Annotated in this window: 20 protein-coding genes; 8 read left to right on the top strand and 12 right to left on the bottom strand. The window is 68.5% G+C overall.

Annotated features, from left to right (window positions below):
* On the top strand, positions 1-1,452 hold the full coding sequence (locus F5544_RS35410) for a nitrilase-related carbon-nitrogen hydrolase (protein WP_238846818.1): 1,452 nt from the start codon (positions 1-3) through the stop codon (positions 1,450-1,452).
* Here the strand turns inward: F5544_RS35410 and F5544_RS35405 are convergent.
* Positions 1,405-2,289 carry an NmrA/HSCARG family protein gene (locus F5544_RS35405; RefSeq protein ID WP_167477192.1) on the bottom strand — a complete coding sequence of 295 codons (885 nt, stop codon included), beginning with the start codon at positions 2,287-2,289 and terminating at the stop codon, positions 1,405-1,407. The two genes, F5544_RS35410 and F5544_RS35405, sit on opposite strands and share 48 nt — an antisense overlap.
* A gap of 87 nt (positions 2,290-2,376) precedes the next feature.
* On the opposite strand from F5544_RS35405, the gene F5544_RS35400 reads away from it, so the two are divergent.
* Positions 2,377-3,204 carry a helix-turn-helix transcriptional regulator gene (locus F5544_RS35400; RefSeq protein ID WP_167477191.1) on the top strand — a complete coding sequence of 276 codons (828 nt, stop codon included), beginning with the start codon at positions 2,377-2,379 and terminating at the stop codon, positions 3,202-3,204.
* Between the two features lie 4 nt (positions 3,205-3,208).
* On the opposite strand, the gene F5544_RS35395 is transcribed toward F5544_RS35400, so the two are convergent.
* Positions 3,209-3,778, bottom strand: a complete 570-nt coding sequence (locus F5544_RS35395; RefSeq protein ID WP_167477190.1) for a TetR/AcrR family transcriptional regulator — start codon at positions 3,776-3,778, stop codon at positions 3,209-3,211.
* Positions 3,779-3,873: 95 nt separating this feature from the next.
* Between F5544_RS35395 and F5544_RS35390 the strand changes: the two genes are divergently transcribed.
* Both F5544_RS35390 and F5544_RS35385 read left to right on the top strand, forming a co-directional pair.
* The gene (locus F5544_RS35390; protein WP_167477189.1) at positions 3,874-4,311 is read left to right on the top strand and encodes a hypothetical protein; all 438 of its coding nucleotides are present in this window, start codon (positions 3,874-3,876) and stop codon (positions 4,309-4,311) included.
* A gap of 69 nt (positions 4,312-4,380) precedes the next feature.
* Positions 4,381-5,496, top strand: coding sequence for an MAB_1171c family putative transporter (locus tag F5544_RS35385; protein WP_167477188.1), 1,116 nt, complete (start codon positions 4,381-4,383; stop codon positions 5,494-5,496).
* Between the two features lie 62 nt (positions 5,497-5,558).
* Here F5544_RS35385 and F5544_RS35380 read toward each other — a convergent pair whose 3' ends face one another.
* From F5544_RS35380 to F5544_RS35355, 6 genes are all read right to left on the bottom strand, one after another.
* Positions 5,559-6,698, bottom strand: a complete 1,140-nt coding sequence (locus tag F5544_RS35380; protein ID WP_167477187.1) for a transcription termination factor Rho, short form — start codon at positions 6,696-6,698, stop codon at positions 5,559-5,561.
* Between the two features lie 345 nt (positions 6,699-7,043).
* A complete protein-coding gene (locus F5544_RS35375; protein ID WP_238846817.1) occupies positions 7,044-7,457 on the bottom strand; it encodes a PaaI family thioesterase in 414 nt (137 codons plus the stop codon).
* 25 nt (positions 7,458-7,482) lie between these two features.
* A complete protein-coding gene (locus F5544_RS35370; RefSeq protein WP_238846816.1) occupies positions 7,483-8,700 on the bottom strand; it encodes an MFS transporter in 1,218 nt (405 codons plus the stop codon).
* Positions 8,701-8,842: 142 nt separating this feature from the next.
* The gene (locus F5544_RS35365; RefSeq protein ID WP_167477186.1) at positions 8,843-9,523 is read right to left on the bottom strand and encodes a hypothetical protein; all 681 of its coding nucleotides are present in this window, start codon (positions 9,521-9,523) and stop codon (positions 8,843-8,845) included.
* 265 nt (positions 9,524-9,788) lie between these two features.
* Positions 9,789-10,538, bottom strand: a complete 750-nt coding sequence (locus F5544_RS35360) for an SDR family oxidoreductase (RefSeq protein WP_167477185.1) — start codon at positions 10,536-10,538, stop codon at positions 9,789-9,791.
* 30 nt (positions 10,539-10,568) lie between these two features.
* A complete protein-coding gene (locus tag F5544_RS35355; protein ID WP_167477184.1) occupies positions 10,569-10,940 on the bottom strand; it encodes a hypothetical protein in 372 nt (123 codons plus the stop codon).
* A 165-nt stretch (positions 10,941-11,105) separates the two neighbouring features.
* On the opposite strand from F5544_RS35355, the gene F5544_RS35350 reads away from it, so the two are divergent.
* From F5544_RS35350 to F5544_RS35335, 4 genes are all read left to right on the top strand, one after another.
* Positions 11,106-11,654 carry a sigma-70 family RNA polymerase sigma factor gene (locus tag F5544_RS35350; protein WP_167477183.1) on the top strand — a complete coding sequence of 183 codons (549 nt, stop codon included), beginning with the start codon at positions 11,106-11,108 and terminating at the stop codon, positions 11,652-11,654.
* A gap of 136 nt (positions 11,655-11,790) precedes the next feature.
* A complete protein-coding gene (locus F5544_RS35345; RefSeq protein WP_167477182.1) occupies positions 11,791-13,017 on the top strand; it encodes an N-acetylmuramoyl-L-alanine amidase in 1,227 nt (408 codons plus the stop codon).
* Between the two features lie 119 nt (positions 13,018-13,136).
* Positions 13,137-14,174 carry a CobW family GTP-binding protein gene (locus F5544_RS35340; protein WP_167477181.1) on the top strand — a complete coding sequence of 346 codons (1,038 nt, stop codon included), beginning with the start codon at positions 13,137-13,139 and terminating at the stop codon, positions 14,172-14,174.
* Between the two features lie 143 nt (positions 14,175-14,317).
* The gene (locus tag F5544_RS35335; RefSeq protein ID WP_167477180.1) at positions 14,318-14,509 is read left to right on the top strand and encodes a hypothetical protein; all 192 of its coding nucleotides are present in this window, start codon (positions 14,318-14,320) and stop codon (positions 14,507-14,509) included.
* 5 nt (positions 14,510-14,514) lie between these two features.
* Here the strand turns inward: F5544_RS35335 and F5544_RS35330 are convergent, their stop codons facing one another.
* From F5544_RS35330 to F5544_RS35315, 4 genes are all read right to left on the bottom strand, one after another.
* Positions 14,515-15,522, bottom strand: a complete 1,008-nt coding sequence (locus F5544_RS35330) for an AraC family transcriptional regulator (RefSeq protein ID WP_167477179.1) — start codon at positions 15,520-15,522, stop codon at positions 14,515-14,517.
* Positions 15,523-15,663: 141 nt separating this feature from the next.
* A complete protein-coding gene (locus tag F5544_RS35325; protein ID WP_167477178.1) occupies positions 15,664-16,110 on the bottom strand; it encodes a molybdenum cofactor biosynthesis protein MoaE in 447 nt (148 codons plus the stop codon).
* Positions 16,097-17,422 carry a bifunctional molybdenum cofactor biosynthesis protein MoaC/MoaB gene (moaCB, locus tag F5544_RS35320; RefSeq protein WP_167477177.1) on the bottom strand — a complete coding sequence of 442 codons (1,326 nt, stop codon included), beginning with the start codon at positions 17,420-17,422 and terminating at the stop codon, positions 16,097-16,099. The genes F5544_RS35325 and moaCB overlap by 14 nt, the downstream gene beginning before the upstream one ends.
* The gene (locus F5544_RS35315) at positions 17,419-18,645 is read right to left on the bottom strand and encodes a molybdopterin molybdotransferase MoeA (RefSeq protein ID WP_167477176.1); all 1,227 of its coding nucleotides are present in this window, start codon (positions 18,643-18,645) and stop codon (positions 17,419-17,421) included. The genes moaCB and F5544_RS35315 overlap by 4 nt, the downstream gene beginning before the upstream one ends.
* Positions 18,646-18,682: the final 37 nt, after the last annotated feature.

Genomic DNA, 18,682 nt, shown 5'->3' with positions numbered 1-18,682 from the left:
ATGAACCGCTACCTCACGATCGGCGCGGCGACGGTGCTGTCCGCGGTGCTCTGGCACCTCGGCGGCGGTCTGCATCCGTTGCCCGCCTTGGCCTTTCTCGCGCCGCTGCCGGTGCTGTACCTCGCGCCGCGGATCTCGGCGCGGGCCGCGTTCCTGGCCGGGACGCTGTCCTGGCTCGGCGGTGTCGCACAGTTCTATCCGTATCTGACCGGGACGGTGGAGCAGCCGTTCGTCGCCGCCGTCGCGCTGTTGGGCGGCACCGCCGTGGCATACGGTGCGCTCGTATTGCTCACCCGGACCCTGCTGGTGCGTGGCCGTCCCGGGCTCGCCGTGCTGGCGTTTCCCGCGGGTTGGGTGACGCTCGAATACCTGATTTCGGTGCTCGGCCCGTACGGCGCGTGGTGGAGTATCGCCTACGCCCAGACCGATGTGCTGCCGCTGATCCAATCCGCCGCGCTGACCGGTCCCTGGGGCATCACCTTCCTGATCCTGCTGGCGCCCACCGCGCTCGCCGTCTTCACCGCGCCGAATGTGACTCGGGCCCAACGGCTTCGGGTCTCCGGCTGCACGGTCGCGGTATTCGTCGCGGTACTCGGCTTCGGCGTCTTCCAGCTGAACCGCCCCGCCGATGGGGGTGTGGTGCGGGTCGGTCTGGTCGCGGTGGCGCAACCGCCGGAGTACGTGCCGGTCGATACGGCGGACGGCCGGGAGATGATCGACCGCGCCGTCGCCGAGATCGACCGGCTCGCGGACGCGGGCGCGAAAGTTGTGGTGTTTCCCGAAAAGGCTTGGCGTGCAGATGAATCCACGCTGCCGCTGCTATCGGGACCGCTGGCCGACGCCGCCCGGCGGCACGGTATCGACGTGATCGCCGGACTGGTGCTCACCAGGCAGGGCGTCAGCGTCAACGCGGCCGTCGACTATCCGTCGGGCGTGGTGTACGCCAAGCACTATCTCATTCCCGGCCTGGAGGACGAGCTGCGTGCGGGCACCGAATGGCAATCGGTTCCGGGTACCTCCTGGGCACTTGCCGTCTGCTTCGACCTCGACCGCCCCGGCCTGGTCCGCGCGAACCAGCGCCGCGGCGCGACGCTGATGCTGGCTCCCGCACTGGATTTCGACGTCGACCACTGGCTGCACAGCCGGATGGCGGTCATGCGCGGCGTCGAATCCGGGGTCGGCGTCGCCCGCGCCGCGCAGCGGGGCGAATTGGTGGCGAGCGATTCGAACGGCCGCGTATCGGGTTCGGCCGCAACGGATCTCGGCGACACCAGGACGGTGCTCGCGGATATCCCGTTGCGCACCGGCGGCACGGTGTACGCGCGCATCGGCGATTGGTTCGCGTGGCTGTGCGCGCTCACCCTCGCGATCGCGCTGCTTCGGCTGTATCCACGGTCCGGTCGCTCAGGGCTTCCAACCGGTGAGCTCGAGCCAGTCGGCGAGCGTCAGTAGGCCCGGATGATATTCGCGCAGCCGCCCGATATCGATCGGCGCGTCGGTGTTCTCGTTGAAATGCGCGAACATACTGGCGACATGTTGGTCGAAGGCGCGCACCTGTTCGATCGGTGTCCGGCGGCTGCGTGCGGGCAGCTGCGCCGCGCGCCCGAAGATTTCGGCCATCTCCGGCGGCGTGCGGCGATCGCCCGCCAGCGCGAGGGTGCTCCCGAGGTATCGGTCCGGATCGTCGAAGGCGAGCGCGGCGAACGCGCCGATATCCCGCACCGCGATCAACGGCAGCGAAATATCCTCGCGCACGGCGATATTCAGCACCAGCCCACCGTCGTCGAACACCGGCCGATTGAAGGTGTTGAAATTGTCCATGAAGAACACCGGCCGCAGCACCGTCGCGGGCAGGCCCAGTGCGGCGATCCGCTGCTCGATCCGTTCCTTCGGCGCGTAGTAGCCGACACCGGTTTCCTCGCCCGCGCCCTTCACCGAGCTGTACACCAGATGCTGGATATGGGCTTGCCCGGCCAGTTCGGCGATCAGCAGCCCGCGCCGCTCCTCGGCCGCGATACCGGCGTCGGTGATGTGCACGCCCTCCATCGGCGACAGCATGAGGAACAGCCCGTACGCGCCCGCCAGCGCCGAGCGCAGCGCGGCGGCGTCGTCCAGGTCGCCGACGACGAGCCGGGCGCCGGCCGCCCGCAGCGCCATTGCCGAGGGCGATTCCGGGTCGCGAACGAAAGCGTCTACGGGCCAGCCGTGTTCGAGCAGTTGCCGGGCGGCCGCGCCGCCCTGCTGTCCGGTCGCGCCGATCACCAGTACCGTGCCTTTTTCGCCTGCCATATCGCACCTCTTTCTGCTGAGATAGACGTTAGAGACGAACAGTGGCGCGGTCCTGGTACCGATAGTGCTATCCAACAAGGGAACTCGATGTCCGAAAGCCAGCGCACCGAACTGGCCGCCTTCCTGCGCATCCACCGTTCCCGGCTGCGGCCCGCCGACGTCGGCCTGCCGCCCGATCTGGAGCCGGGCCGCCGCCGCACCCCGGGCCTGCGGCGCGAGGAGGTGGCCGCACTGGCCGGGGTGAGCACCACCTGGTACACCTGGCTCGAACAGGGCCGCAAGATCGCGGCCAGTCCGCAGGTGGTCGACGCGCTGGCCAGGGCGCTGCGGCTGGACGCGGTCCGGCACCGGCATCTGCGCAGGCTGGCCGGGCTGCCCGATCCGGTGATCGATCACCCGCTGGCCAGATCGATGTCGCGCCAGCAGCGGCTCGTCGACGCGCTGATGCCGAATCTGGCTGTGCTGCATGACAGTTGGTTCGACTTCGTGGTCTGGAACGCGGCGTACGCCAAGGTCCGGCTCGATCCGGACAGCGTGCCGCTCGCGCGCCGCAACCTCATGTGGTTCGTCTTCGCCGATCCCCGCAATCGGAATATGGTGCGCCCGTGGGAGCCGATGGCACGGGCCACGCTCAGCCAGTTCCGCACCGCGGTGGCGCAGCGACCCGACGACCCGCGGTTGAACGCGGTGATCGCCGAGGTGGCCGCGGCCAGCCCGGAATTCCGGACCTGGTGGGCGGAATATCCGGTACAGGATTTCCGGCCCGCCGTCATCGGCATCGACCATCCGGAAGTCGGGCTGATCAATCTGGAGCTCTACCAGTCCCGGCTGGTCGAGGATCCGGATCTGCTGCTGGTACTGCAACTTCCGGTGGGCGAGGAGGATCGCCGCCGCGTTCGCGCGCTGCTCGGATAAGCCGTCAGCCGAAGCGGACCATCGCGATCATCTTGCGCGCCAACGTCTCCGGATCGTCCGCGACGGTCAGCGCCGAATTCACCAGCGCCCCTTCGCGCCACAGCGTGGCGAAGCCGTGCACCAGCGACCAGGCGGCCAGTTGCGTCGCCGCCTGCGCCTCCGGCGACCCATCGCCCTGTTTCCGCGCGGCACCCCCGCGCAGCGCGGCCCCCGAACGCTGGCGGGCCGCGGTCAGCCGCGGATCGTCGGCATGCAGCGCCTCGCGCCGGTACATCACGTCGAAATGGCCGGGATTGCGCAGCGCGAACCGGATGTAGGCGATCGCCATTTCGCGGAAATCCGTTCCCGCCGTGTCGAGTTCGTCGGCCAGCCGCTCGAATCCCTCGATCGCCAGCGCGGTGAGCAGTCCGGCCCGGTCGCCGAAGTGGTGTGCCGGCGCGGCATGTGAGACGCCCGCCCGGCGCGCGAGTTCGCGCAGCGAGACGGCGCCGACGCCGTCGGCGGCGATCTGCTCGGCCGCCGCGGCCAGGATGGTCGCCCGCAGATCACCATGGTGGTAGCCGCTTTTCGCCATGGTCCGATCATGCCGATCAATCTTGCCATTGACAAGTTACGGTGCCGAACCTAATCTTTCCACCGTCAAGATTGCAGTGGAACAGGAGAGTCCCGATGGCACCGTTGGTAGTTCTCGCCGTCGTCACCGGAATTGCCCGCCTCATCGGCTGGCTCGGCGATATCGGCTGGCTCGATACCTGGCCGCATGCCGCGCGGCTCGGCCTGGCCGCCATGTTCGCGCTCACCGCGAGCGCGCACTTCGTCCCCGGTAAGCGCGCGGAGCTGATCGCCATGGTGCCCCCGCGTCTCCCGAATGCCGCCGGGCTGGTAACCGTCACGGGCGCACTGGAATTCGCCGGTGCGCTGGGGCTCTTGCTGCCACCGTTCGCGAAATTGGCGGCGGGCTGCCTGTTCGTGCTGCTGCTCGCGCTGTTCCCGGCGAATGTGCACGCCGCGCGGGCCGGGGTCGGCATCAAGACCATGCCGCTGCCGCTGCGCGGCCTCGTGCAGGTGCTCTTCCTCGCCGCATGCGCGCTGGTGGTGTTCGGCTGAGATCGGTGGGCACTCGGGTGATCGGGTACCCTCCCGGCTGCACGAGTTTCCCGATCCGGAGGGTTCGCTATGTTCGCATCGCCGCTCCCCGGAGTTATCGGCTGGCCGGTGACCGGCTATGTCGCCGTCGTACTGTGCGCGCGAATCGCGCTGGGCCGCACCGGCGACCTCGACCGATTGTTCAATCGCCTCGGAATGTGGTCGCTGCTCGCATTGCTGCTCTACCGGTGCGCACCCGCGCGCAGCCTGACCGATCCGGTGCACCAGCTGGCGCTCGGTTGCGTGATCGTCATGCTGATGTGCTGCTACGCGATCGTGCGGGCCTGGGAGGACGGCGCCGATTCGCCCGCCGCGTTGCGCAGGTACCGCGTCTGCGTCGGCATCGGACTCGGGCTGACCTGCGTCGTCCTGTTAGCCGGACGGTGCGCCAGACCGCGCGGCGTTCCGGTCGACCTCGGCCCCACGGGGCCGGGACTCGTCGTCACCGCCGCCTTCGGCGTTCCGCTGACCGTCGCCGGATGGGTCCTGATCCGCAACTGGATCCGCGAATTCCGGCTCGCGGAAAGCTCTTTCGGCGGCAAGTTCGTCTGTTCCTGTCTGATCGCGGCCAACCTGATCGTCTCCGTCGTTGCGACGCTGTCGGGTGTGCAGCTGGTCACCGGATGGTCCCGGCCCGACCTCGGCCCGCAGCTCGTGCGCTTCGAGATGGTCACAACCTTCTGCACTTTCGTCACCACCACGCTCGCGGCCATCCCGGTGGTCGTCACGCTGATCACCCGGGCCGGCCTGGATCGCAACGGCCGGGTATGCCGCAGGCTGTGGCCGCTCTGGCGGGATCTCACCGCCGCGGTGCCCGAGATCGTGCTGACCCCGCCCGTCGACACCCCGCTGAACGCCGAGGCCCGCCTGCTGCGGATGACCGTGGAGATACGGGATGCCCTGCTGCACCTCGGGCCGTATCTGCCCGCCGATACGCGGCCCGAATCCGATTGGCGCCCGGCTGATTACGCTCGCGGACTGTCATATGCGACCAAGAGCCGGATGGCGGGCCTGCCACCGGTCGCGGCGGACGACGCGTCGCGATCCGTGCCGATCGCCCACGATTTCGACACCGAGCTCCGGTTGCTGACGGGGCTGGCGAAGGTCTGGCCGCAATCAGCACAGCATCGCGTAGCGATTCGGTGAGGGGTGGCGGTCGGGTGACGGGTGGGCCAGGACATGGCGTAGCGATTCGGTGACGGGTGGGCTCAATGCTTGAGCTGGGCCAGGAATTCGGCGTTGGTCTGCGTCTTGCGCAGGCCCTCCAGCAGCAGATCGATGGCGCGCTGTCCGTCCAATCCCGACAGGGTGCGGCGCAGCAGCTCGGTGGCCGCGAGTTCCTCAGGGGTGAGCAGTAATTCGTCCTTGCGGGTGCTGGATTGGCCGATGTCGACCGCGGGGAAGACGCGCCGGTTCGCGGTCGTCCGGTCGAGTTTGAGTTCGGCGTTGCTGGTGCCCTTGTACTCCTCGAAGACCACGGTGTCGGCCAGCGAACCGGTCTCGACCAGCGTGGTGGCGATGATGGTCAGCGAGCCGCCGTGCTCGATATTGCGGGCGGCGCCGAGGAATTTCTTGGGCGGCGCCAGCGCGGCGGCGTCGATGCCGCCCGCCAGGATGCGGCCGGAGGCCGGGGTGGCCAGGTTGTACGCGCGGGCCAGCCTGGTCAGTGAGTCCAGCAGGACCACGACGTCGCGGCCCTGTTCGACCTGGCGCTTGGCCCGCTCGATGGCCAGTTCGGCGAGCGCCACCTGTTCGCGCGGCGAGGCGTCGAAGGTGGCCGCGGCGACCTCGGCCGGAATCTCACGGGACAGGTCGGTCACCTCCTCCGGCCGCTCGCCGACCAGCACCAGCAGCAGTTCGCATTCCGGGTGGTTCTTCGCGATGCCGTGCGAGATGGCTTGCAGCACAGAGGTTTTGCCCGCCTTGGGCGGTGCGACGACGAGGGCGCGCTGGCCCTTGCCGATCGGCATGACCAGATCGGCGACCCGGGTGGTCATGGCGTGCGGCTCGGTTTCCAACCGCAGCCGCTGATTCGGGTAGATGGGTGTGAGGTCGGCGAAATGCGGCCGGGCCGCCGCCTTGGCCGGGTCGAGCCCGTTGACGGTTTCGATGGCGACCAGCGGGTCCAGCTGTTCGCTGCGCGGTGCGCGTTTCGCCGATCCGACTACGAAATCGCCTCGGCGCAAAGCATTTTCGCGAGCCATGCGGGCGGGGATGTGGATGTCGAGCGGCGATGGCAGATAGCCGTCGACGCGTAGGATCGCGCGGTTTTCCGTCAGCTCGACAACGCCGGAAACGGAGCGCATCTCGACCGTCCCTTCGGATTGCTGAATTGTGTTGTTGTTCATTGGGTTTCCTTCTCAGGAGGGAGTATTCGGGTACGGCGAACGGCCGTGACTGCGGCGGATATGCCGCGCTTTGAGATCCCCGGTACGCGCGGATTCGGTATCGGGAGGGTGAATCACGGAAATCAGGGTTCGGGACTCACCGGAACTCGGAATTCGCTCGATGGGAGGCTGTGCCTACATCCACTGGAGCGGATAGGGCCGAGCGTAGCGGCTCGATCGGCGTCGCGCAATGGTGCGAGCTACCGGCACCGCCGACAACCCACTCAACCGCCCGCCGCCCGGATATATTCCCGCGACATGAAAAAGGCCCAGGCGCAGCGCCTGGGCCTTACGGATATCAGCTGGTCAGAGCACGGCCTGGGTCTGGGTCACCTTGCCTGCGAGCTTGCCCGCGTCGTCGCGGATTTCGGTTTCCACCACGATGAACGACCGGCCCGCGTGCAGCGGCCGTGCCGTCGCGGTCGCGTAGCCCGCGCGAATCGCCCTGAGGAAGTTGGTTTTCGACTCGACGGTGGTCGTACCCTGCTTGCCCTCGGGCAGATTCAGATAGGCGCAGACCGCGCCGGTCGCATCGGCCAGCGCCATCAGGACGCCGCCGTGCAGCACCCCGCCGAGCGTGCACAGCGATGCGTCCCAGGCGATCCGGCTGCGCACCTGTTCGCGGCTGTGTTCGAGCACCTCGATGCCGAGCCGTTCGGTGAACGGCATGGTCTGGTGGAACAGTTTGGTGCCGACCTCGTCGATCATGATGTCGATCATGCCCGATCCGGATACGTCGAGTCGATTACGTCCGGGGTAAGTCCGGCCAGACGCGCCCGGTGGCGAGATGCGTTGTGAGCGTGAGGATCGCCAGCGCGACGGGTGCTGCCGCGAGCAACAGGACGGTTGTCGGCGACGTGTGATCGACGATCACCCCGCCGGTCAGCGCGCCCAGCGAAAGGGTGAGCTGGAACGACGCGGTGAACAACACCGATGCCGCCTCCGGGGTGTTCGGCGCGGCTTTGATGAACCAGGTCTGCGTCGCGACCGGCACCGCGCCGTAGCCGACGCCCCAGACCAGCAGCAGCGCCAGCGCGCCGAATTCCCAGCGGCCGAGCACCGGAAGCAGCAGCAGCGCCGCGATGATCATGGTCACGAATCCGGCGAACGCGCCGCGCGGATGACGCGCGACGGCCGCGCCGCCGAGGAAGTTGCCGACGATCCCGGCGACGCCGTACGCGAGCAGCATGAGCGTGACGGTCGCGGAACCGGCCTTCGTCACCTGCTCGAGGAAGGGGGTGATGTAGGTGTACGCGCCGAAGTGCGCCAGCACGATGAGGAAGGTCAGCAGCAGGGCGTAGCGCATATTCGTGCCGCGAACGAGACTGCGCAACAAGGAAACTCGTGTTCCCGGCCCGCCGGGCAGCGGTGGTAGGACGGCCAGCAGCAAGCCGAGGACCGCGACGGTGAACCCGGCCACCACCGCGAATGCCACCCGCCATCCGGTGAGATCGCCCAGATAGGTGCCCGCGGGCACGCCGAGCACCGAGCCGAGCGGCACCGCGGCGAAGATGATCGCGTTGGCCCTCGGCACGGATTTCGCGGGCACCAATCGATCGGCCAAACCCGCGGCGATGGACCAGAATCCGCCGACCGTGACGCCGACGAGCACCCTGGCGGCGAGCACCGGCCAGTACACCGGCGTCACCGCCATCAGCAGATCGGCGACGATCAGCAGGAATATGAACAGGCACAGCATGATTCGCCGATCGACCCGGGCGGTCGCGACGGTCACCACCGGCGCGGCCGCGGCGGCGACCAGTCCGGGGACGGTCATCATCAGCCCGGCCATGCCGTCGGAGATGGTGAAATCGCCCGCGATCGAGGTGAGCAGGCCGACCGGCAGCATTTCGGTGGTCACGATGGCGAAGATGCCGAGCATCACGGCGGCGACGCCGGACCAGCACAGCAGTGGCGACCGGTCCGTCGACGCGATCGGGGGAGAAGCGAGAGTCGTTGACACGCATGCCAGTTCAGCAGCGTGCGCGGTCGATCTCCGGCGGGAATCCGCCACCGCCATCGATGGCGATTTTCCGCCGAAACGCCGCGGCCCGGCACGCGACGGAGAAGCTGTCGCGCACCGGGCCGCGGTGGGTGAGCCGGACTTACTGGCCGTAGACCGACTGGTAGAACTGGATCGCGGCGGCGATGCCGACCGGGACGCCGAAGGTGATCATGCCCGCCGCGGCGCCGAGCGCGACACCGGCCACGATTCCGGCGAGGCAGCCACCCGCGGCGCCCGGCAGGAAGATCGGCGGCATGAGCGCCGCGCCGACGACCGCACCGGCGACGCAGCCGAGCGTGCCGCCGATGATGGTGCCGATCAGGGTGCCGACGCCGGTGGCCAGACCGAATTCGGTGCCCGCGTTGCTGAGCGCGGTGTTGAAGTCGACGCCGCCGATCGGCTTGGCGTCCACCGGCTTCAGCATGGTGGCCGCGTGCGCCTCGGCCGGGTTGGTGCTCGGCGTCAGCGTCGCGGTGTTGCCGTCGACCCGCGCGGCGATCGGCCACTCCTTACCGTCTTTCAGGTAGGTGAGCGGCATGCCCGCGATCAGGTGGCCCTGGTTGTCCAGCACCTGGAACTGGGTGCCCTGGGTGGTCAGCGAGCCGGCGTCGGTCTTCAGTACCACCGACTTGTCGACGACGTTCGCCGTCCAGTGCACGCCGGGGGCGATATCGGTCTGCAGGGTGGCGTTCGGGGTGGGATCGGCGTAGGCGGTGCCGCTGGTGATTCCGACGGCGGCAATACACAGCAGGGACGCGGCGGCGAACTTCTGGAGCTTCATTAGGTTGGTGACTTCCTCATCTGATGGAGCATCCCCGCCGGTGTGTACTGGTCGGGGTGGCTCATAAAACGAACCCTTAAGGAGAGTTCACCCGATTTATTACGGAGAGGTAACGGAAGCCGTTAAGAATGTATCAAACAAGATTTAGAAGCGTTAAGAACGCATAAATTCAGACAATGCAGCTAACGCTTCCGAATGAAATTGTGGCCCGCGACACATTATTCATCCGAGCGCCTTGTCCTGCGGTGATAGCCGAACTGCCAGGTCAAGCGATGCGCGCGACAATTGATCCCGGCAAATGCGGCAGCACCAGATCGATCAGCCGCCACGGCCATGCGGGAACGCATGCCCGCACCGTCTCCTTCTCGATCGCTCCGACCAATGAAGCGACGCCTTTGTCCAATGGCGCGACCATTCGCGCGTCGCCCGCCTTGGCCGACATCTCGGTCGCGATGAATCCGGGCAGCAGCGTGGTGACCCGGATCGGCGAGCGCGCCAACTCCGTCGCCAAACCCTGGCCGAGCGCGGCCAATCCGGCCTTGCTCGCCGAATACGCCGCCTTCTTGCCCGGCAGGCCGCGCACCGCGCTCATCGAGGAAATCAGCACCAGATGTCCGGAATTCTGCGCGCGGAAAATCTCCAGCGCCGCTTCGGTTTGCGCCAGCGCGCTCACCAGATTCGTTGTGGCCGTTGCGATATTCGCCGCCGCCCGGCCGGTGCCGATTATCGCGCCCTTACCGAGCCCGGCGTTGACGATCACCCGGTCCAGGCCGCCGAGTTCGTCGCGGAGTTCGCCGAAAACCCTTGGCACCGCCGTGTGTTCGTCCACATCTAGCCCGCGCACCGCGACGGTGATGCCGGGATGTGCCGCGGTGAGCTCGGCGCGCAGTTCCGTCAGCGCGTCCAGGCGGCGCGCGCACAGCGCCAAATCGCGGCCCTTGCTCGCGAAGTCACGTGCCATGGCCGCGCCGAGACCGGCGCTGGCGCCGGTGATCAGGATCCGTTTCCTCGTCATGGGCCGACCTTAGCCGCGGTCGCGGATCTTTCAGCCCCCGAACGATCCGGTGTTCGGGGGTGGCGGCACCATGTGCCACGCCCCGCAGTTGACGGTCTTGAAGGCGACATCGGTCGGTTTGATCTCCACCCGCACCGGGCGCAACCTGGTGAAGTTGTTGCCGATTATGTAGCGCATATCCGTGTTGTCGCCCTCGACCTTCCACAGCCTGCGCCAGTCGCAGCCGTATGCCGGATCGGGTGTGCCCGGCGCCTCCCAGATGCCGGGGAAGATATCGACGCCGACCAGATAGAGGCCGTCGTTGGGCATGACCGTTGCCGGTGATGCGGTGGCGGGTCCGGTGCCGAGCAGCGTCACGGTCGACGCCAATGCCCCGGCCGCCATGAGCGTCCTCGCGCGCATGGCTGATGTTCTCCTCGTATCGAGCGGTTGCCGGTAACGAACCGATTGACCTGCGGGTCTACCAGACCATGCCGTGTCATCGGGTGGAAATACCGGATTTCTGTCGCATACACAGCCGAATTCGAGCGCTGTTGTCACCCGCTCCGTCGCCCGCGATATCCGGATATGGAATGTGTTCGGACCGTCTGCGGCGCCGGATGCGCCAAGCTGTGCACCGATGCCGGATTGGCCGCCGTACTGGCCGCCGACCGGGCGCTGCTGCACTGGCGGGCCATGCGTGCGCTCGGCGATTGCGGACTGGCCGAACAGGCGGTGCAGGAGACGCTGCTGCGCGGTTGGCGTTCCTGTGCCCGCTACGACCGGAGCAAGGGCAGCGTGCGCACCTGGCTGCTGGTGATCGAGCGCAACGTCTTGGTCGATCTGGCGCGGGCCCGTGCGGTCCGGCCCGGCGATACCGGCTGGGACGATGTGCACGAGGTGGCCGATATCCGTTGTGCCGATCCGGATTTCGCCGACGGTCTGGTCGACGGTTTGCTGGTCGCCCAGCTACTGGCCAGCCTGCCGCCCCTGCAGCGCGACGCGGTGGTCGAAGTTATCCTCCGCGACCGGGCCTACCAGGATGTCGCCGACGATTTCGGCATTCCGGTGGGTACTGTGAAGACCCGCGTGCACTATGCCCTGCGTTCGCTGCGCAGGCTGCCGATCGGGGCTTGAGGCTTCTCGCACACCTTTGGTAACAGTTCGATAACGCGCCTTGCTTTGCCGAAACGCATGTTGTCAGAGTGAACCACTGGGTTTGATGTGACCAATGGGAAGGGAGGGGTGCTCCGTCCCGGGGCACCGACCGCACATGAAAGCTCGCATCATCAAGGCCGGAGTCTGCACCGCCCTCACCGCGGCGGTGGTCATGGCGCTCGCCGGGCTGGTCCCGGTCACCGCGCTCGGCGCGCCCGCCGTACCGGACGTCGCCACCAAACTAGCTGGTAAAACCATCTTTCTGGATCCGGGACACCAGGGCTCCATCCCATCGGAGAACCAGGCCAAACAGGTCAGCGACGGTCGCGGCGGCACCAAGGAGTGCCAGACCACCGGCATGACGACCGTCAACGGCGTGCCCGAGCACACCATCAACTGGAACGTCGCCCAACTGGTCAAATCCTCGCTGGAGGCGCTCGGCGCGAAGGTGGTGCTCAGCCGTCCGGACGACACCGGATGGGGCGGCTGCATCGATGACCGGGCGCGTGCGGCGAACCAGTCCGGCGCCGCGGTCGCGATCAGCATCCACGCCGACAGCGCACCCGCCGCCGACCGCGGCTTCCACTTCATCGTGCCGCAGCTCCCCATCCCCGACGCGAAGGCCAACGAGGTGCAGTCCGGCCCCGGCCGGGCCGCGACCATCGCCGTGCGCGACGCCTACTTGCAGGCCGGATTCCAGCCCGCCACCTACGCAGGCACCCAGGACGGGCTGCAGACCCGCGCGGATATCGCCGGTCCCGCGCTCACCACGGTGCCCGATGTATTCATCGAGATGGGCAACGGCGCCAACCGCGATGACGCCGCGCAGCTGGAAAGCCAGGAGGGCCAACTCAAGCACGCCATCGCGATCACGACCGGCCTCGTCGGCTATCTGCTCGGCACCACGCAGACCGCGGGGCCCGCGCCGACCGGCCCACTGACCAGCGGTTCCTCGGGTGAGCAACCGGCCGCCGCACCGTCGCAGGGCGCGCCGCAGTTCCAGATCGCGCCGCAGACCCAGCCGGTGCCGGTCCCGCAGTCCCCGGCCGCGCCGCAGTCGCCGACGGTCCCCGGACTGCCGCAGACCCCGGCGGTTCCCGGAATGCCGCAGGCCGCACCGGGTTCGACGCTGCCGGGTTCGACTCCGGGCACGCAGAGCCAGGCACTGCCCGGACAGTCGCAGTCGACGACCGATATGACCACGCTGATCGGCACCGTCATGACAATGCTGCTGCCGCTGGCGCATTCGCTCGGCATCGACAACACGATGATCACCGCGTCGATGCTGAATATCGCCTACACGCTGGCCGCGACGCTGCTCAGCCCCACCATCCACGGATAGTCGCCGACCACCGGCGAGCCCGGGCCCTGTCCCGAAGTCCCATCCGGCGGCGGACTTCGGGGCAGGGCCTATTCTTGCCGGTGGTCGCGCGGTGACGGACGAACGAGGTGGGTGTTGGCATGGTGGAACCGATTCCGGTGATTATCGTCGCGGGCTTCCTCGGCTCCGGTAAGACCACCCTGCTCAACCATCTGCTCCGGAACAATCGCGGCACCCGAATCGGCGTCGTCGTCAACGATTTCGGGGCGATCAATATCGATTCGATGCTGGTCGCCGGGCAGGTCGACGCGATGGTTTCCCTCGGCAACGGCTGCGTGTGCTGTGCGGTGGACGTCAGCGAATTGGACGAGCTGTTCACCCGGCTGGCCCAGCCGCGCGCCAAGATCGACGTGATCGTGGTGGAGGCGAGTGGGCTGGCCGAGCCGCGCAACCTGATCCGAATGGTGGTGGGCAGCGACAATCCGCGCATCCGCTACGGCGGCCTGGTCGAGGTGGTCGACGCCGAACAGTTCCCGCAAACCAGCGCGCGGCATCCGGAACTGGTCACCCATCTGCGGCTGGCCGACCTGGTGGTGGTCAACAAGGCGGACCGGGTGCCCGCCGAGCGCCTGGCGGCACTGCGCGCGGATATCGCCGCCGCGGTCGGTCAGGTTCCGGTGTACGCGACAGCGCACGGCAGGCTCGATCCCGGCCTGCTCTTCGACGCGCCGGTACGCGAAAAGCCAACGGTCGCCGAACAATTGAGTTTCGACGAACTGCTCGACGAGCACGACCACGAGCACGGGCACGCCGACCACCGGCACCTGCACGACGACTATTCGACCGTATCCTTCACCAGCGAACGGGAATTGGATCCGCGCAGGCTGATCGGATTCCTGGAGGACCCGCCCGCCGGACTGTTCCGGGCGAAGGGCTTCGCCGCCTTCGGCGTCGCGGAGGAGCGGCGAAAGTTCGTGCTGCACATGGTGGGACGGCACATCAGCTTCGAGCCGGCGGGTTGGCGCCGGGGCGAATCGCGCGCGAGCAGGCTGGTGTTGATCGGCGCCGGGCTCGATACCGAACGGGCGGTCGCCCGGCTGCGCGATACGGTGCACACGGCGCGGGACCCGCTGGACGAGCAGGCCATGCTCGGCGTGTGGCGGTACACGCCGCAGTGACTTTGGCGCGTTCTGCCCGACCTTGGCGCGTTCTGCGCTGGTGATCTCCGGTTAACTCTTAGCAGACTTGCAGTCTGCCCCGCCGCGGGGCGCTTCGGCTGTACCGGTGAGCCGTCATCGACCGTGTGCGATAGGAGAGTCCCATGTCCCAGAATCGGGAGAGCGCCACCGCTTACGTCATCGCCGCGCTGGAGGCCAAGGGCACCGCGACCCGCGACGACTTCGACGTGCCCGCCATAGTCGCCGCGTCCCGGAAAGTGGCGCACGGCTGGGACTTCCAGACCATCGAACGGGCAACGTTCTGGCGCATCGCCGCGGACAACCTGAAAGTTTGAGCGGTTCAGTCGAATTGGCCCTGCGAGTGGGCGGCTTGGTGCCCGGCCAGACGGCGGGCCGCCCGGCTCATCGAGCCCGCGTCGGCGTAGCCGAGCAGTTCGGCCTGCCGGGCCCGGCTCAGTGGCCCGGTCGAAGTCGCCTGTGCCAGACGGGTTTTGCGCGCCCGATCCAGTTCCCGGCGCCACGTGGTTCCCGCCTCCATGAGCCGCCGCTGTAGCGTCCGCGGGCTGGTGGCCAGCCTGCGTGCCACCCGGTCCAGCGATACCTCGCCCGCCTCGAAGGCCGCCGCCAGCGCCTCGGCCACCCGCTCCGGCCACGCGGCGGCGAGCGGCGGGGGCGGCGGCAGCGCCTCGGCCAGCGGCCGCAGGACGGTGGCCAGCACCGGATCGCTGGTGGTGAGCGGCAGCTCCATATCCGCGGCCCGGAAGGTCATGGAATCCGTCGGTGCGTCGAATTCGATTGCGGCCGTGCCGAATACCTCGACGAACGGATGGGTGTCGCGTGGTGCCCGCTGGCGCAGCGCCACCCGGATCGGAACCACATCGCCGCGGACCACCCGCCGGGCGCGGCTCAGCACTGCCGACAGCCCCCACAGCTGGGTGAGGTCGCGACCCGCGCCGTCACCCTCGATCATGTCGAGGTAGAGGGTGACCTCGCGCTCGTTCTCGGCGACCAGGTCGAACCGGTGGTTGGTGGTGACCGCGGTGACGTAGGGGCCGCAGGTGGCCAGGCCCGCGCCGAGGGTGGGGGCGGTCGCGAACAGGTAGTCGTAGAGGCCGAGGCTGCGCATTTCGTACCGGCTGGCCACATGCAGTGCGACGTGCGGATCGCCGAGGCCGTGCGCGCCCAGCTCCCAGAGCCGGCCGAAGGTGTGGCTCGGCAGGTGGACGTCATCTCCCGACATGGTCCACTCGGGCACGCCTGCCTCCCGGATCAACCGCTCCCGGTCCAGCCCCTGTGCCGATAACTGATTGATGACGAATCGATGCAGCAGAACCTGGTCGGTGCCCATGCCGTTCTCCTCCTCGTGCGCCAAACGGTAGCCGGGAGGTGGGGATTCGTCATCGAACCTGTGCGCTACGCCTCACGGCGGGTGCCGATGTTAGCCACATCACAGCGATGTCGGGCCGAATGAGACGCAGCCGTAATGCGTTCAGCCGCAGGCGTTGACCCATTCGGACAAACCGTCCGCGAAGCGCTGGCGCTTCCAGATCGGCACCTCGTGCTTGATCCGGTCCACCAGTTCGGCGCAGGCGGCGAAGGCCTCCGCGCGATGCGGTGCGGCGACCGCGACGACGATGGCGAGATCGCCGATGGTCAGATCGCCCACCCGGTGCACCGCCGCCACCGGAAGTCCGGTGGCCGTTGCCGATTCGGCGCAGCAGCGGTGCAGGAACCGCTCCGCGTCGGGGTGCGCGGAGTATTCCAGCGCGGAAACCGGCTGTCCGCCATCGTGATTGCGCACCTTGCCGGTGAAAACCACGACCGCGCCGTGCTCTGGTCCGGTCACCGCGGCCTCGGCCTCGGCCGGATCCAGCGGCTCGGTGGACAATCTGGCCAGGCGCACCCCACCGGTCCCGATATGTTCACTTGTGGTCATGATCGCCGCCTCCGGCTACTTGCGCGAGCAGATGGTCGAGCAGCGGCTCCAGCACCGCCATCCCATCCTTGACCCCGCCGGGCGACCCCGGCAGGTTGATCACCACCGAGCGCCCGACGAGCCCGGCGGCCCCTCGGCTCAGCGCCGCGAGCGGGAATTTCGCCGTGCCACGCTGCCGGATCGCTTCGGCGACGCCGGGCAGCTCGCGGTCGAGTACGGCCAGCGTGGCCTCGGGTGTCGCGTCGGTGGGGGAGGCCCCGGTGCCGCCGGTGCTGATCACCAGCGCGGGCGCGGATGTCAGCGCATCGGCCAGACCGTCCGCGATCCGCGCGTCGGCGTAGACCAGCGGCCCGCGCACCGAAAAACCAAGACGGGTAAGCCATTCCGTGAGCACCGGGCCCGTGGTGTCCACCCGCGTGCCCGCCGCCGCGCCGGTGGACGCGACCAGTACAACGGCTGTTCGCGCGGTATCGCCGGATCGGGTTGTGCCGTGGCCGGATTCGGCGTGCTGATGGTTGTGTGTCTCGTCTGTCGCTGCTGTAACAGTGGATTCGGCCGCGCCGCTGGATTGTGCCGTGCCGCTGAATTGCGCCGCGCTAGCGGATTGTGGCGCGCTGCCGGAATGTGCCGCGCCACTGGAATGCGCCGCGCTGGCGGATTGTGGCGCGCTGCCGGATTGTGGCGCGCTGCCGGAATGTGCCGCGCCACTGGAATGCGCCGCGCTGCCGGGATGTGCCGTGCTGCCGGGATGTGCCGTGCTGCCGGGATGCGGCGTGCTGCCGGGATGCGGCGTGCTGCCGGGATGCGGCGTGCTGCCGGGATGCGCCGCATCGCTGTGTGATTCGGCGCGCTCCCAATGTCCGTGCTTCCCACCGTCTTTGGTGAGCAGCCGCACCGCGTTCAGTGTCGCGGCCGGATCCACCGCCTTCACCATGTCGTGCAGGGTGAGTCCGGCGACCGCGACCGCGGTGAGCGCCTCCATCTCGACTCCGGTGGGGCCCTTGGTCTTCGCCGTCGCCTCGATGGTGATGGTGTCCTCGGTGAATCCGAATTCCACCTTCACCGAGGACAGCGCGAGCTGGTGGCAGAGCGGGATCAGCTCGGAGGTCTTCTTCGCACCGCCGATACCGGCGAGCCGGGCGGTGGACAGCACATCGGCCTTCGGCATGCCGTCGGCCCGGACAAGCCGCACCACCTCCGCGGTGGTCCGCAGTTCGCCAGCGGCGACGGCGATCCTCGCGGTCTCGGCCTTCGCGCTCACGTCGACCATGCGGGCGCGGCCGTCCCGGTCGACATGCGACAACTCACTCATAGTGTCCAGACTCGCACAGTCGCGCCGATCGGCAGCGAGGTGACCTCGGCGGGCACATCGATCAGCACATCCGCCCAGGCCATACCGGCGACGAGATGCGATCCGGGCCCGGAGGCCACCGCCACCGCCACCGGATCCGCATGCGGTCCGCCGCGCTCCAGCGTGCCGCGCAGGAACTGCCTGCGCCCCTCCGGCGAGCGGATGGCATTGCGCAGCGGGAGCTCGTGGCCGGGCACCGGCGGCAGTCCGGCGAGCGCGCGCAGTATCGGGCGGGCGAGCACCTCGAACGACACCATGGTGCTCACCGGATTACCCGGAAAGCTCAGCACCGCAACGCCGTCCACCACGGTGAGCCCCTGCGGCCCGCCCGGCTGCATCGCGACCGAGCCGAATTGCCCACCGAGCGGCGCCAATACGTCCTTGACCACCTCGAAATCGCCCTTGGACACGCCGCCGGAGGTGAACACGATATCGGCGGAACTCGTCGCGGCGGAAAGCAATCGGCGGAAGACGCCGGGATCGTCGGTGCTGTGCTCCACGGAGACGACCTCGACCCCGTTCGCGATCAGCGCCGCGGCGAGCGCGATGCCGTTGGAATTGTAGATCTGGCCGGGACGCAATGGTGTTGCGGCGGGGACGAGTTCGTCGCCGGTGGTGATCACCGCGGCCCGAATCGGCTGGAAGACGGGAACTTCCGCGAGCCCGACCGCCGCGAGCGCCGCGATATGCCTCGGCGCCAACGCCGTTCCGGCGCGCACCAGCAGCTCGCCGGTCCGCACATCGGCGCCCGCCTCGCGCACGAATTCGCCTGCCGCGCGACCGCGCTCGACGACGATCGAATCCCCTTCGGCGCGAACATCTTCCACCGGGACAACGCAATCGGCGCCGGGCGGTATCGGCGCGCCGGTCATCACCTTCATCGCCGCGCCCGCGGGCAGCGGCGTCTGCCCGGCGGCGCCCGCCGCGACCACCCCGGCCACCGGCAGCGTCACCGGCGCCACCACCACCGACGCGGCGCGCACCGCGTAGCCGTCCATCGCCGAATTGCGGAATACCGGCAGGTCGATCGGTGAACGCACATCCGTCGCCAACTGTCTGCCCAGCGCCTCGGGCACCGCGGCCGAGCGCACCGCGCGCGCGGCGAGCGGCCGCAGCAGCCGCTCGATGCTGTCGCGGTAGTCATCGACCGACCTGGCCGGGGAGGTAACTGGCCGAGAAGTCATGCGGTCAGCATAAACATGCGCGGGCCCGCGCCTTGCC

Source organism: Nocardia arthritidis (assembly GCF_011801145.1).
Lineage (GTDB): Bacteria > Actinomycetota > Actinomycetes > Mycobacteriales > Mycobacteriaceae > Nocardia > Nocardia arthritidis_A.
This window is presented reverse-complemented; position numbering and strand designations above follow the sequence as displayed.